The organism is Haloterrigena gelatinilytica, from assembly GCF_013342145.1.
In the GTDB taxonomy this organism is placed as follows: Archaea; Halobacteriota; Halobacteria; order Halobacteriales; family Natrialbaceae; genus Haloterrigena; species Haloterrigena gelatinilytica.
In genome coordinates this window covers 4,221,157-4,235,087 of record NZ_JABUQZ010000001.1, presented here as the reverse complement: position 1 = coordinate 4,235,087, position 13,931 = coordinate 4,221,157, and the positions used below count along the sequence as shown (strand labels likewise).

The window sequence follows — 13,931 nt, the reverse complement described above, 5'->3', positions numbered from 1 at the left end:
TAGAGGAGTTTGCGACACGACCGAGACGCGCCTGTCGGCACGACATATACATCAATATATCATGTTTCAAAAATAAGGAGTGTATTTATTAATAATTATGTGGGCACTCTTGGCGTGGTTATAGATATCGACAGCCATGAGGAAGATCGGAGAACGGTGCCCATCAGCAGGCGGACCCTCCTCTCGACCGTCTCTGGAGCCGCGATCGGTGCTGCGCTCCCGGTCAGGGCCGCGAGTGCACGAGATGACGGCGACGACGAGTCACTGGGTCGGCTCACGCCCCGACCCGCGACGACGGGCGACGGTGACGTACGATCGCTGAACGGAACGTGGGAGTTCGCGCTCTCGACAATCATCGACGACCGGCGCGCCGAGTGGCGCGAGGCGGAGGTGCCGGGCCAGTGGGGATACGGCGAGTCCGCCATCCCTGAGGGACCGGAGGAGTGGTATCCCCCGGAGGGTCAACTGGGGTGGTATCGCCGGGAGTTCGAGGCCCCCGAGAGCGACCGTGAACGACTCTTCCTCCGATTCGACGCGGTTTACAGCGAAGCGTGGGTGTACCTTAACGGAGCCGAGATCGGCCATCACGTCGGCGGCTACACCCCCTTCGAGATCGACGTCACCGATCACGTCAAGGAGGGAACGAACGTGCTCTCGGTCGGCGTCGCCCAGGCGTCGGCGTCGGACGACATGGCCTGGCAGAACGTTACCGGTGGGATCACGAGGGACGTGACGCTCGTCTCGGTTCCCGAGATCCACATCGCCGATTACGACGTTCGGACCCACCTACAGGGATCGTCAGCGACCGTCGACGTCGAGACGAGAATCGAAAACGCGAGTGGAGCGGACGGCGATGCGACGCTGGAACTGGCGCTTTCAGACCCGAACGGTGAGACGGTCGCGACCACGGAACGCTCGCTTTCCTCCCGGGCAGGTGGCTCTTGTGAACCCTCGACGACCCTCGAGGTGGCCGACCCGCACACGTGGAACCCGGAGGAGCCGCGGCTCTATACCCTCGAGCTCGAACTCCATGCCGGGGAATCGACCGAGCGGGTGACCCAGCGCGTCGGCATTCGCGAGATCGAAGTCGCGGGGAACGAACTCCGGCTCAACGGCGAGCCAGTGACGTTACGAGGGGTCAACTGGGAGGAGATTCATCTCCCCGAGCACGGGCACGCGGTCCCGTCGGAACTCACTCGTGACGACGCTCGCCGACTAAAGGAGGCGAACGTCAACTACGTCCGGACGGCCCATCACCCGACTTCGGAGGCGTTTCTCGACGCCTGCGACGAGCTCGGGCTCGTCGTCGAAGTCGAAGCGCCCCACACGTTCGTCGGCCGCGACCGGGGAGACCCCTATCCGGAGGTAGTCGTTTCACAGACCGTAGAGATGGTCGAACGCGACAAGAACCGGACGTCGGTCTGTCTCTGGTCGATCGCGAACGAGTCGGAGTGGTACGATGCCTTCGAGACCGCCGGCCGGCTGACCGAGGCGATCGATCCGACGCGGCCGACGATCTTCAACTACGACAACTACGATTCCGACGACCCCTGGCACGACGTCTACGACGTCCGTTCGCAACACTACCCTGCGTTTCGAACGGACTCGACGGTCGAAGAGTACGTCGATCTCGACGATCCGATCCTGTTCGATGAGTACGCACACACCTACTGTTACAATGGCCGAGAGTTGGTGACCGACCCCGGACTCCGCGACCAGTGGGGGATTCCCTTCGAGCAGATCTGGGAGCGCTGTCGGGCCGGCGACTCGGTCGCCGGCGGCGCGATCTGGGCCGGCGGCGACCACTTGGAGCGGTGGAGAGGGTATCTCTGGGGGCTGCTCGATCGCCACCGACGGCCACGCCCCGAATACTGGCACGTCAAGAAAATCTACTCGCCGGTCCGAGTCGTCGAAACGGAGTGGTTCGGCAACGGTAACGTCCTCCGATTGACCATCGAGAACCGCCACGAGTTCGTCGACCTCGCCGACCGGTCGATCGAGTTCGAGGGGGCCCGAAACTCCGGAAAACGACCGATCGAGGCGGCACCGGGCGAGCGCGTGACGGTGACGGTCCCGGTGGCCGAGAACCGGCTGGAGCTCAGGGTCACCCATCCACACGGCCACACGATCGAACAGGCCGTTTTCACCGTCGACTCGCCAGGGTGCGAAAGCTACCCGGCACCGACGGGGACGGCACTCGAAATCGACGAGGAATCGGTGTGGACGACCGAGGGTCCACCGATGTCGATCGATCGGAATACCGGGCTCGTTGAGGTCCGGCCGGCGGACGGGCAGGGAACGCCGGTCGTGGTCGGGGGACCGGAGTTGGTCCTGACACCGACCGAGTCGGAAGCGAGCCAGGGCGAAGGGGCGATCGACCACCGCCTCGACGGCCGGACGGTTACCGACGTGAGGCTCGTTGAGGACGGTACGGTCGTCGCGATCGACGTCGAGTACGCGGTCGCGACCGGAACGTTCGTTCTCCGGCCCCTCAACGGTGGAATCGAAGTCGAGTACGAGTTCACGCTCGAGGAGGCACTCGACGCCCGCGAGGTCGGCGTTGCACTCCCGCTCGCGGACGACCTGACGACGCTGTCGTGGCGCCGAGAGGGCCAGTGGAGCACCTACCCCGACGACCACATCGGGCGGGCCGAAGGAACGGCCGTGGCGTTCCCCGAGGGAACCCGACCGGACCACGAGGAGATCCGCCTCGGTAGCGACCGGCCCTGGAAGGACGACGCGACGAGCCACGGCTCCAATGATTTCCGGGGGACGAAGCGAAACGTCTACACCGCGGCCTTAGTGAACGACCACGGTGCCGGCGTTCACCTCCGCTCTGGGGGCGACCACCACGTCCGCGCCCAGGTCCGTTCGGAGTCGGTCGATCTGCTCGCGCTCGAGCGCTCGCTGTCGGGGACCAATCCCTTCGGCTGGATGAACCGCCAGCCGGTCCTCGCGGAGGAGCCCACGATCGAGGCGGATGAAATCGTCCGAGGAAGTGTGACGTTCGAGATCAGCGGGGCTTCGTCGGTGTAATCCGAGAGCTTCTCCGCTCACGGTTTCGAGGTCTTCGGCTACGAAATCGACGCGAAGACCTCGAGAGACGTCTCCGCGTTTCGGCCGGCGAATCGCTTAGAAACGCCCCGGCTGACGATATCATCGTAACGGTCTGGCATCGAGACGACGAGAACGCGCTTCTCCTCCTCGGCTGGGAACTTCGTCCGGCAAAACTAGCGTCCTATTGTGACAATCGGAATATCTCGCTCTACACCGACAAACACGCGAGTTTCGAGTGTCCCGAGAATCTCATCCACTGACAGCGAGCCGACGCCAGCCGACGACGCACCCCTCCGCACAGAGCCACAGGACCCCGAGGGCGATGCCGACGACGTGCAGTATCTGCGGGAGGTGCATCCACGTCGGGAAGACGTACTGGGCCATGGCCTCCCACTCGCGAATCGTCGCCGTGACGGCGTCGGGTTCGTCCTCGACCGCGGTCAGTTCGCTCCCCGGCGGGACGTCCGACCGTTCGCCGGCGCCGATGCGATCGGCTTCGTACGGCAGCGGAACGACCGTCCCGTCGGGGTCGCCGAACTGCCAGACGATCTCGCCGTCGGGATCGACCTCGAGCACGCGGTTGTTCCGGGAGTCGGTGATGAGCGTGTTGCCGTTGGGCAGTCGGTCCGCGTCTCGAGGCCACTGGAGTGAGTCGCTCGCGGGGCCGGTGTAGCGCCAGATGCGCTCCTCGGACTCGACGTCGAGTTCGACGACGCGGCCGTTCTCGCTGTCGGCGACGACCATCGTCCCCTGGTCTTCGATGCGGTGGGGGTTGTGCTGTTTGTCCAGCACGCTGTGATTCCCCGGTTCGCCGACGACGTCGACTACCTCGTCGGTCTCCGGATCGACCTCGACGATCACGTCGAAGTTGCGAATGCTCAGCTGGAAGTTGCCGTTCTCGAGGCGGTCGATGTCGTTCATGTGGGTCCAGTCGTCGTGTTCCCCCTCTTTCTCGGGGCCGCCGTACTCCTCGTAGAACGGCGTGCCGGGCGTCAGGTGGTCTTCGGCGTGCCACTCCCAGGTGATCTCGCCGTCGCGATCGACGGTGAACGCGCGATCGTTCCCCATGTCCGCGATCGCCGTCTCGCCGTTCTCGAGTCGCTCGACGTCGTGGACCTCGTGCCAGGCGATGAACTCGTCGTACCAGTCGTACTCCCAGACGGCCTCGCCCGATTCTTTGTCGATCTCGACGACGCGATTGTGGACGCAGTGGCCGTCCTTCTCCTCGTACTCGAGGTATTCCTCGTCGCAGTCTTCGGCGAGCCGCTTGACGGCGACGGCCGCCAGCACCGTCTCCTCGTCGAGCTGTTCGACCCCGAACACCCGCGATTCGGGCACCGACCACTCCCAGGCGACCTCGCCGTCCGGTGTCAGTTCGACGATCCGACCGGTCTCGTCGTACGAATGGACGCCGACGAGCGTGTTCCCGGGATACCGCCCGTCGTCGTTGACGACCCTGTGTTCGCGTTCGATAACGGCCGCCTGAACCCCGAGCGATGCGATCAGAAGGGCGATGACGACGGCGGCGACGGTGACGCGGGTTCGCTGGTTCATACGGTTCGATCCACGGGAGTGGGTCGTGGGAACAGTACACGGATAGAGGCTTAGCGCTAATCGACGGTTCCGTGAGAAATCAGGCGATCTACTGCTTCAGAACTGCTGAAAGATCGAGACGGGCTTTACGGATCCTGCAGTCGGTACCCGAAAACAGATCACTACCGACGGAGAGACCCGAATCACCGAGGGCACGGAGAACCGCTCCTACGCGGGGCACGGTATTTCTTCGGACTATCAAGAGCATCGCGGGGTTCTCGGCCGGCGACTGACCAACGTCTCGTTGCTAGGACCCGGGAGCGTCGCGATCGCGACCCACGGAGAGTCACTGGTGTTGCAACCGCCGGTCCGGACCGACCCCGGCGCGACCGTTGCCTGGAGCGGCACCGAACCGGGCAGCCACGTCGACAGGTCGCTTTCGAACGTGATCGGACAGTCTTGGGAGGAGACCTACCAGCTCGAGGTCACCGGATCGGGGGAGTTCGTCGTCGTCCAGCACGACGAGGAGCGCCAACTGCAGGAGTAACGGGCGTCCCGGCTTCCGTGATGGTTCGGGACCTTGCCCGCAATTCGATGCGCGTGAGAAGAGACGACGTCTCGTCCCCCTTTCCGAGTTCGTTTGCTATCGGTCTCGAAGCGATCGGTGCGCAACACCCGCTCCGGCAGGCGTCGCTAGCTATCGTCCGCGCGCAGGAAGTGCGCGACGCCGGGCGCGCCGTCGACCAGCCAGAGCGCGAACACCAGCAGATACGGGGTCGAGTAGAGCGCGAGGAAGACGAGCTGCTCGGTAGTGAGAACCTCGCCGAAAAACGCGCTGATGACCTGGGTGACGCGGCCGATAAGCGTCACCTCGGACTGGTACGGCGGAAGCGTAACGACGGGCCAGAGGAGCCGATCGCTCGGCGACACGCCGAGTTTCGGAACCGCCAGAATCGCGTCGCCGAGGAGGTGCGACCAGTAGCCCAGGGTGAACGCGATGCCGATATCGCGGCGGTCGGACGCCGTCGCCCCGAGGACGAGCAACCCGATCGGGACGGCGACGAAAACGGAGTGTGCCACCGAATATCCCTGGGGAAAGAGATTGAGACCCCACGAGAGCGTTTTGTCCACGAGGTCCGGAAGCTGCGTGCCGAACAGGAGCGCCAGAACGACGAGCGGACCGTTCGGCGGCTCGCGCGTCACGAACCGGTGGCCGAGGGAGTACAGGACGTAGCCGAATGCCGCGTGTCCCCACGGCATCACGACGGCATCACCAACGCTATCAGATCGAGCTCGATCTTCACGTATTGATGATAGAGGCGCCGGTTGAAATTCTTTGCCGACAGCGGACGGTCCGTCAGAACAACGGTACCAAGCGTATATTTAAGCCACAGATTAAACGGATAGACGGCTGCTACTCCCAGTACAACGAAACCACCCTGCCGTCACACTCGGACGATCCCTGTCGACAGCTGCCGAAACACGATCGGGGGAGACGGCTACGTATCGACCGTACGGACCGAGTCGATGTGTGCGAACTGCACGGAACGATGGAACGGGGACGGTATACGTCGAGCGGTTTCGTCGAAACGAAGCTAACTATTGGATTCTCTCCCCGTCGAGAGGATATTCGTCGATCGACGAAAGTTCAATCGAAAGAATATGAGTTATCCGTTCGGAGTACAGCGGTCGAAACGGGTACCTACCGAAACCAACCATGTCTGGCAAATATGACCTCGTTATCGTCGGCGGTGGGATCAGCGGTGCGTCGCTTCTGTACACCACCGCGAAGTTCTCGGACGTCGACTCCATCGCACTGATCGAGAAGGAACGGGAGATCGCGGCGATCAACACGAACCACACCAACAACTCCCAGACGCTCCACTTCGGCGATATCGAGACCAACTACACCCTCGAGAAGGCCGAAGAAGTCAAAGAAGGGGCGGAGCTCCTCGCGGGCTATCTCGAGAACCACGACGACGACCGCGAGATGCACGACAAGCGCAGCAAGATGGTGCTGGGCGTCGGCAAGGCGGAAGTCGCGGAACTCGAGCAGCGCTACGAGGGCGAGGGGTTCGGCGACCTCTTCCCGAAGCTCCGGATGATCGAGCGTGAGGAGATCGCCGACTACGAGCCGAAGGTCGTGGAGGGTCGAGACCCCTCGAAGGAGATGCGCGCGTTACAGACCCCCGACGGCTACGTCGTCGACTACGGGGCGGCGACGCAGTCGTTCGTCCGACAGGCCGAGGACGAGCCCAACGTCGACGTCTTCACCGGGACGAAAGTCGAGGACATCACGCCGACGCTCGACGGCTACACGATCGAGACGACCGACGGCCGGTTCGACTGTGAGGCCACCGTCGTCGCCGCCGGTTCGCACAGCCTCCAGATCGCCAAGGAACTCGGCTACGGCGAGGGGAAAGTGTTGCTCCCCATCGCGGGGAGTTTCTTCCTCGCGGACGATCTGCTCAACGGGAAGGTCTACACCCTCCAGATGAAGAAGCTCCCCTTCGCCGCGGTCCACGGCGACGCGGACGTCCACGACGACTCCATCACGCGGTTCGGCCCGACCGCGAAGCTCGTCCCGACACTCGAGCGCGGTCGCATCTCGACCGTGAAGGACTTCCTCGACGTGTTCGGACTGAACGCGGCGGCGTTCCTCAGTTACGCGAACATCCTGTCCGACCGGATCCTCCTGCCGTACGTCCTCCGGAACCTCGTCTACGACGTCCCCGAGGTCGGCCCGCGACAGTTCCTCCCGCACGTCCAGAAGGTCGTCCCGAGCGTCGAACTCGAGGACATCGAGCGCGCGAAGGGGTACGGCGGCGTTCGGCCGCAGATCGTCGACACGAAGCGGAAGTCACTGGACATGGGCGAGGCGAAGATCGTCGGCGACGACATCATCTTCAACATCACGCCGTCGCCGGGCGCCTCGACCTGTCTGAAAAACGCCGTCAAAGACACCCGGCAGGTCCTGGCGTTCCTCGACGGCGACTACGAGTTCGACGAGGAGGCGTTCCGCGCGGACACGATCGACAACTTCCCGCGCGCGAACTGACGATCGGGCGATCGCCGTCGTTCGGACCTCGTTTTCGATCCCGTCCGCGATTTCGCACTCGAGGCGTAGCCAGACCGAGTCGCCGCGTCGTCAACGTATGAGACTGCTCGGCGGATGTCAGTCCCACCAGTACGACGGCGTCAGCACGACCAGCACGGTGAGGATCTCGAGCCGGCCGATCCACATGAGAAACACCATGTAGAGCTTCGCGGCGTCCGAGAACGGCAGGAAGCTGTTCATGGGTCCGACGATGCCAAAGCCCGGGCCGATGTTCCCGAGCGTCGCGATCGTCGCGCTCATCACCTCGAGCGCGGTCAGGTTCTCCTCGATCCGATGGGTGTCGAAGTAGATGAGGATCGTCGAGACGGCGAACAGGATCAGAAACAGCAGCGTGAAGGCGAGCAGCCCGTGGATCGTCTCCTCGTCGATGACCTCGCCGGAGACGCGGATCGGGACCACCGCGTTGGGATGGACGTCGGTGAGCAGCTCGCGGCGGACGACCCGCTGGATGACGTACCAGCGGACGATTTTGATCGAGCCCGCGGCGGAGCCGACGGAGCCGCCGAGGAACATCGCGAACAGGAGGACGGTCTGGGTCGGCTCGCTCCACGTGTTGAAGTCCATGCTGGCGTAGCCGGTCGTGGTGATAAACGCCAGCGACTGGAACAGCGCGTGGCGGGCCGACGCCTCGAGGTTACCGGAGATGGTGCCGACGAACTCGGGGGTCTCCGCCAGTCCGAGACCGGTCACCAGAAAAACGGTTAGGATCGCCCCGACGAGCCCGACCATCCCGACGTACGAGCGAAACTCGGCGTTCTCGAACAGCCGGTCCGAGCGACCGTTGAACGCGTGCCAGAAGAGCGCGAAGTTGGTGCCGGCGATCAGCATGAACGGCATCACCGCCCACTGGACGGCGGGGCTGAACGCCTCGACACTGCGCGCTTCGGGCGAGAACCCGCCGGTCGGCATCGTCGTGAGCGCGTGGGCGACGGCGTTGTAGAGATCCATGTTCGGGGCGAGTCCGCCCGCGTGGAGGGCGTAGTAGAGGCCGAAGGCCAGGACGGTGAAGCCGATGTAGATCCGCCACAGCGCACGCGCGGTTTCCCGGATGCCCGGCGTGAGCTGTTCGATGCTGAAGCCGGGCGCTTCCTCCTCCATCAGCTGTGTGCCCCCGACCGATAGCTGCGGGAGGATCGCGACCATCAGGACGATGATCCCCATTCCGCCGAGCCACTGGGTCAGCTGGCGCCACATGAGTACCGATCGGGAGTGGCGCTCGACGGAAATCTCACCGAGGACGGTCGACCCCGTCGTCGTGAACCCGGACATCGACTCGAAGAGCGCGTTCGCGGGCGAGGCGATCGTTCCCTGACCGGCGACGAGATAGGGGAGCGTGCCGATCAGCGGGACGGCGAGCCACGTCAGCGCGACGAAGAGAAAGCCCTCGCGCCGCCCGAGTTTCGGCTCCGAATGGAGCTCCTCGAAACCGAGGCCGACGGCGAGCGCGACGAGGATCGTAACGACGAACGGGAGGACGGGCTCCCCGTAGATGACCGCGATCGCCAGCGGCAGAAACAACGGGACGGTCATGTACTTCAGGACGGTACCGACGAGACTCACCGAGACGCGATAGTCGACGTGGAGATCCATCGTTACTGGGTGTGGGACTGAGGTTTCGGATACGTTGCCGCAAATCGACGGCTTGCGAGACCAAATCGGGGACCCGTCGGTCGTCGAACCGCGCCGCTGGCGGTCGGGACGCGCCTCGGGTCGGCGTTCGATGCGCCCGCGAGGAACCGCGGACCGGCGGCCGCTACGCCTCGCACGGGGACTCCCGGAACTGGTCGAGACAGGCGTAGCTGGCGCCGCAGTCCTCGCAGATCCACTCGTCGGACACCGTGTGATCGCCGATCTCTCGAGGCCACTCCGCGCTCATGGACGACGCTGCCACGGGCGGCCCCGTAAGCGTATCGCCGGCGTCACTCGAGCGAGAATCCGGCGTCCGACAGCGAGTCGGCGTTCGTCCAGTACTCCGCGATGGTCTCCTCGGCCCACGACCGGACCGCCTCGTCGTCGGTGTCGATCGACGCCCGCAGGACGCCCTGGTCGTCGCGCAAGAGCAGGTAGACGACGTCGTCGAGGAGCATCACCGCGAGCGGAACCGACCCGTCGCGGACCCGGATCGCCGTCCCGTCGGTCGCCAGCAGCGCCTCGAGTCGGTCACGGAGCGTCGCGTCGTCGACGAGCGCCTCGATCGCGCTTCGGGAGAAGACGCCGCGGAACGTCTGCTCGCCCGTTTCCGCCCGGTCCTGGACGACCGACAGCGTCTGTTCGTTGAAGGCGTGGGAGACCGTCCGAACGTCGTCGGCGTCCTCGAGCAACTCGAGCAGCCGCGACAGCGGCGCGTTCGGACGGGTCTGGCTGGGCGTGGTGATCGTCGCGTCGGCCAGCCGCCGGAGGTCGAAGGTCAGTTCTTCGCTCGGCAGGTAGTCGACGACCTCGCGGAGTCGCCGTTCGGTCTCGATGATCCGCTGGAGGTCGGTGATGCCCGACGCGACGAGACGTCCCGTCGCCGTCGCGACGTACTCGCTGCCCTCCCGGCGGATCCACGACCGCTCCCGGAAGTCGCCGAGGATGCGCCCTAGCGTCGCCTGCGAGGCCCCCGTCGCCGCGGCCAGTTCGTTGCGGGTGTGGCCGTCCTCGGCGAGGGACTCGAGCACCTCGACGCGGTTGGCCGAGAGCGCGAGGAACTCGATCTCCTCGAGTGCCGATTCCATACGCGTCGTTCGACCCCCTTCGGGAAAGCCGTTTCGCACCGTGAAATGATTTCATATCGTGTTCGAGTGCATCGAGGGTGCACGGCTTTCCCCCGTCGTCGGTCCGCTCTCGCCGGCCGAGATTTTTCTTGCCGTGAAATCTTTTCTGAAGGAAACTATATGCCCCGGACGCCTACGTAGGTGTATGATGATCCTCGAAGAATTTCTGCCGACTGACGATCCGTCGGCACCTTCTCTGTACGATCGCACGGGTGCGGTGGTGATCGACCAGTGATCGACCGTCGAACGCTCGCGTTCTTCCTCTGCTCGAGCGTGTTCTTCGGGGGAACGTTCGTCGCGGCGAAGGCCGGCCTCGAGTACTTCCCGCCGCTGCTGTTCGTCGCGATTCGATTCGACGTCGCCGCGCTGGTCATGCTGGGGTACGTCGCGCTCACCGCGTCGGGCGACGACCTCCTGCCCGAAACGCGGGGCGACGTCGTCGCGATCCTCGCGACCGGCGGCCTCGTGATCGGACTGGCTAACGCCCTCCTGTTCGTCGGCCAGCAGTACGCGACCAGCGCCGTCGGCTCGATCGTCTTCAGCCTCAACCCGATCCTGACGCCGGTGTTCGCGGCCGTCCTCCTCTCGGACGAGCGGCTCTCGCGTCGCGGCGCGATCGGGATGGGACTCGGACTGATCGGCGTCGCGCTCGTGGTCAGCCCCGACCCGACGGCCCTGCTGGGCGGCGACGCGTTCGGGCGAGCGATCCTCTTCGCCGGCGCGATCAGCGCCGCGCTGGGCGCGGTCCTCATCCGCCGGGCCGGTTCGACGGCCACGCTCTCGAGTACGGTCCGGATCGCGTGGGGCCTCCCGATCGCGGCGGCCCTCTGTCACGGCTTGGCCTACTCGACCGGCGAGTCGATGGGCTCGATCTCGTGGACGACCGACGCGCTCGTCGCGCTGGGCTACGTCAGCATCGTCGCCGGCGTCCTCGCGTACATCGCCTACTTCGGGCTGCTCGAGGCGACCGAGGCGACCACGGCGAACCTGATCTTCTACGTCGTGCCGGTCGTCTCGACGCTCGGCGGCTGGGCGATCTTGGACGAGGCCGTCGCGACGTCGGCGGTCGTCGGCTTCCTGACGATCTTCGTCGGCTTCGCCGTCATCGGCAGCGACTCGATCGATCTCCGTTCGCGACTGCCCGGCCTGGCGGTCGACGCACCCGCCTGCGAGGAGGGGGCGTCCGTCACCGATGAACCGCGCGGCTACCGCTCGGACTGAGCGGCCGTCTTCTCAACCCGCTTTGGCAGCGATGACTACTGGTAGTCGTCGGCCGGCTCCCGATCGTCGGTTACGGGGACCGGGACGCGAGCACCGCGCTCGGAGAGCGTCAGTTCGGACGGCGTACTCGTGACGACGGTTCCCGACGGGTAGCGTGCGATCGCGATCGACCCGGCGTCGTGCATCCGAGCGAACCGCTCGAGGAGGGCCGCGTCGTCGAAGCCGTCCGGCGCGTCGACGTTGACGCGGTCGGTCAGCCGATCGCTCTGTAACTGCACCCAACCGGTGAGCGCGAGTTCGACCTTGGTCCCTCGGAGTCCATCGAACCGCTCGGTGACGTCTCGGTCGCCGATCACGATCCGGTGAAGGCGTTCGTGTGCCCCCGAGGGGACGACGTAGATACCGTCGTCGGGCGCGACGGTGAGGTGGGTCGCGCGGTCGCCCTCCCACCGGGGAAACGGAAACGGCACCGCCGCGGGGTCGGTCATCTCACTGCCTCACTCGAGAGCGAGGTTGATCGTCTTCGTCTGGGTGTAGTGTTCGGCCAGCGCCTCGTAGCCGACTTCGCGGCCGATTCCCGACTGTTTGTAGCCGCCGAAGGGCATCCCGGCCGGGAACGCGTTGTACTGGTTGATCCAGACGTTCCCCGCTTCGATATCCGTCGCCGTCTCGTAGGCCTTCGTAATGTCGTTCGTGATGATACCCGCCGCGAGGCCGTAGTCGACGTCGTTGGCCAGTTCGATCATCGTCTCGTAGTCGGTCCACTCGAACACCTCCTGGACGGGCCCGAAGATCTCCTCCTGGACGGCGCGGTTGTCGTGGTCGATGTCGTCGATCAGCGTCGGGGAGACGAAACTCCCCTCCGCGAGCGCCTCGTCGTCGGGCACGTCGCCGCCGGTCAGGAAGTCGGCGCCGGCGTCGCGGGCCTCCTCGATGTACTCGAGCGTGCGTTCGGCCTGCTCTTCGGTGACTTTCGGCCCCAGCGTCGTCTCCTCCAACAGCGGGTCGTCGACGGTGAGGTCCTCGGCGGTCGACGCCAATTCCTCGAGGAACTCGTCTTTGATGTCGCTGTGAACGAACAGCCGCGAGCCCGCGGAACAGCACTCGCCGGTGTTGTAGAAGATGGCCGTGATCGTCGTGGCGACCGCCTTCTCCAGATCCGCGTCCGGATAGATGATCAGCGGGCTCTTCCCGCCCAGCTCGAGCGTGATGTCGTGGACGTGCTCGGCGGCCTGGGTCATCACCTGCTTGCCGACCTCGGTCGATCCGGTGAAGGCGATCTTTCGGATGTCGGGATGTTTCGCCAGCGGCTCGCCCGCGTCGGGCCCGAATCCGGTGACGACGTTGACGACGCCGTCCGGAAGGACGTCGTCGATCTCGTTCATGAGCTTGAGGACCGTGAGCGGGGTTTCCTCGGCGGGTTTGAGGACCGAACAGTTGCCGGCGGCGAGCGCCGGGCCGAGCTTCCAAGCGGCCATCAACAGCGGGAAGTTCCACGGGATGATCTGGCCGACGACGCCGTAGGGCTCGCGGATCGTCTGAACGTGTTGCCCGTCGCCGCTCGGGATCGTCTCGCCGCCGTTGACGCGGGTCGCCCCGGCGAAGTACCGGAAGTGGTCCGCGACCAGTTCCATGTCGATTCTGGCCTCGCTGATCGGCTTCCCGTTGTCGAGGGTCTCGAGGCGGGCGAACGCCTCCCGGTTCTCCTCGACGCGGGCCGCGATCTCCTCGAGGACGCGCTGGCGCTCGGCGGCCGAGTAGTCCGACCACGTCTCGTCGTAGGCGGTCCAGGCGGCTTCCACCGCTCGATCGATGTCCTCGCGGGTGCCCGCTTGCACCGTCGCGAGCGTCTCGCCCGTCGTCGGATCTCGCGTTTCGAACGTTTCGCCGGCGGAACTGGAGACCCAATCGCCGCCGATATACAGTTTTAAATTCGGCGGAATGACGTCCGCTGCGGTCTCCTGATGGCGCTGGCTGATACTATCCGTCCGGTCGCCGCTCGGCTGCGATTCGGTGGCCATTCCACGTCGCCGTTCCAGACAGTGCGTAATAATACTAGTAGATAGATATCTGATACGATAACTGAATTAGGTTTATTATAGAGTAACACTCATCCGTATTCGGTAGAATTGTAACTCCTATTGATTTCTCCCTCGGAGTCAGACACGAGTACCGTCTCGAGTCCCCACACTCGAGCGGCCAATCTGCATGAGTGCGCCGGCAGGCCGCTCAACCTCACAGTTCTC

At 64.8% G+C, this 13,931-nt stretch carries 10 protein-coding genes and 2 pseudogenes; 5 read left to right on the top strand and 7 right to left on the bottom strand.

The genetic code is table 11. The features are described 5' to 3' along the window. Positions 1–99: 99 nt before the first annotated feature. Positions 100–3,036, top strand: coding sequence for a glycoside hydrolase family 2 protein (locus HTZ84_RS20910; protein ID WP_394353290.1), 2,937 nt, complete (start codon positions 100–102; stop codon positions 3,034–3,036). Further along, positions 3,023–3,314 (top strand): annotated as a pseudogene (locus tag HTZ84_RS23225) (hypothetical protein); the annotation flags it as partial. The gene HTZ84_RS20910 and the pseudogene HTZ84_RS23225, both read left to right, overlap by 14 nt. On the opposite strand, the gene HTZ84_RS20905 reads toward HTZ84_RS23225, so the two are convergent. Beyond that, on the bottom strand, positions 3,307–4,611 hold the full coding sequence (locus HTZ84_RS20905) for an aryl-sulfate sulfotransferase (protein WP_174682435.1): 1,305 nt from the start codon (positions 4,609–4,611) through the stop codon (positions 3,307–3,309). The pseudogene HTZ84_RS23225 and the gene HTZ84_RS20905 sit on opposite strands and share 8 nt — an antisense overlap. 227 nt (positions 4,612–4,838) lie before the next feature. Between HTZ84_RS20905 and HTZ84_RS20900 the strand changes: the two are divergent. Then, positions 4,839–5,137: pseudogene (locus HTZ84_RS20900) on the top strand (AIM24 family protein); the annotation flags it as partial. 146 nt (positions 5,138–5,283) lie between these two features. On the opposite strand, the gene HTZ84_RS20895 reads toward HTZ84_RS20900, so the two are convergent. After that, positions 5,284–5,850: a metal-dependent hydrolase gene (locus tag HTZ84_RS20895; RefSeq protein ID WP_174682434.1), complete on the bottom strand. Its 567-nt coding sequence runs from the start codon at positions 5,848–5,850 to the stop codon at positions 5,284–5,286. 457 nt (positions 5,851–6,307) lie between these two features. On the opposite strand from HTZ84_RS20895, the gene HTZ84_RS20890 reads away from it, so the two are divergent. Further along, positions 6,308–7,648, top strand: coding sequence for an FAD-dependent oxidoreductase (locus tag HTZ84_RS20890; protein ID WP_174682433.1), 1,341 nt, complete (start codon positions 6,308–6,310; stop codon positions 7,646–7,648). Between the two features lie 117 nt (positions 7,649–7,765). Here HTZ84_RS20890 and HTZ84_RS20885 read toward each other — a convergent pair whose 3' ends face one another. From HTZ84_RS20885 to HTZ84_RS20880, 3 genes are all read right to left on the bottom strand, one after another. Continuing rightward, entirely contained in the window at positions 7,766–9,298 is a 1,533-nt protein-coding gene (locus HTZ84_RS20885) for a TrkH family potassium uptake protein (RefSeq protein ID WP_174682432.1), read from the bottom strand. A 163-nt stretch (positions 9,299–9,461) separates the two neighbouring features. Continuing rightward, positions 9,462–9,584, bottom strand: coding sequence for a hypothetical protein (locus tag HTZ84_RS23065; RefSeq protein ID WP_008893958.1), 123 nt, complete (start codon positions 9,582–9,584; stop codon positions 9,462–9,464). A 43-nt stretch (positions 9,585–9,627) separates the two neighbouring features. Continuing rightward, a complete protein-coding gene (locus HTZ84_RS20880) occupies positions 9,628–10,425 on the bottom strand; it encodes a helix-turn-helix transcriptional regulator (RefSeq protein ID WP_174682431.1) in 798 nt (265 codons plus the stop codon). A 270-nt stretch (positions 10,426–10,695) separates the two neighbouring features. Between HTZ84_RS20880 and HTZ84_RS20875 the strand changes: the two genes are divergently transcribed. After that, positions 10,696–11,685, top strand: coding sequence for a DMT family transporter (locus HTZ84_RS20875; protein ID WP_174682430.1), 990 nt, complete (start codon positions 10,696–10,698; stop codon positions 11,683–11,685). Between the two features lie 35 nt (positions 11,686–11,720). On the opposite strand, the gene HTZ84_RS20870 is transcribed toward HTZ84_RS20875, so the two are convergent. Together HTZ84_RS20870 and HTZ84_RS20865 are read right to left on the bottom strand one after the other, a co-directional pair. Then, the gene (locus HTZ84_RS20870) at positions 11,721–12,173 is read right to left on the bottom strand and encodes a hypothetical protein (protein WP_174682429.1); all 453 of its coding nucleotides are present in this window, start codon (positions 12,171–12,173) and stop codon (positions 11,721–11,723) included. Between the two features lie 9 nt (positions 12,174–12,182). After that, on the bottom strand, positions 12,183–13,706 hold the full coding sequence (locus tag HTZ84_RS20865) for an aldehyde dehydrogenase family protein (protein WP_174682428.1): 1,524 nt from the start codon (positions 13,704–13,706) through the stop codon (positions 12,183–12,185). Between the last annotated feature and the right edge of the window lie 225 nt (positions 13,707–13,931).

Excerpts from the sequence above, each read along its gene's own strand:
- HTZ84_RS20905 (WP_174682435.1), bottom strand. The coding sequence starts at position 4,611 with ATGAACCAGCGAACCCGCGTCACCGTCGCCGCCGTCGTCATCGCCCTT.
- HTZ84_RS20895 (WP_174682434.1), bottom strand. The coding sequence starts at position 5,850 with ATGCCGTGGGGACACGCGGCATTCGGCTACGTCCTGTACTCCCTCGGC.
- HTZ84_RS20890 (WP_174682433.1), top strand. The coding sequence starts at position 6,308 with ATGTCTGGCAAATATGACCTCGTTATCGTCGGCGGTGGGATCAGCGGT.
- HTZ84_RS20885 (WP_174682432.1), bottom strand. The coding sequence starts at position 9,298 with ATGGATCTCCACGTCGACTATCGCGTCTCGGTGAGTCTCGTCGGTACC.
- HTZ84_RS23065 (WP_008893958.1), bottom strand. The coding sequence starts at position 9,584 with ATGAGCGCGGAGTGGCCTCGAGAGATCGGCGATCACACGGTGTCCGAC.
- HTZ84_RS20880 (WP_174682431.1), bottom strand. The coding sequence starts at position 10,425 with ATGGAATCGGCACTCGAGGAGATCGAGTTCCTCGCGCTCTCGGCCAAC.
- HTZ84_RS20870 (WP_174682429.1), bottom strand. The coding sequence starts at position 12,173 with ATGACCGACCCCGCGGCGGTGCCGTTTCCGTTTCCCCGGTGGGAGGGC.
- HTZ84_RS20865 (WP_174682428.1), bottom strand. The coding sequence starts at position 13,706 with ATGGCCACCGAATCGCAGCCGAGCGGCGACCGGACGGATAGTATCAGC.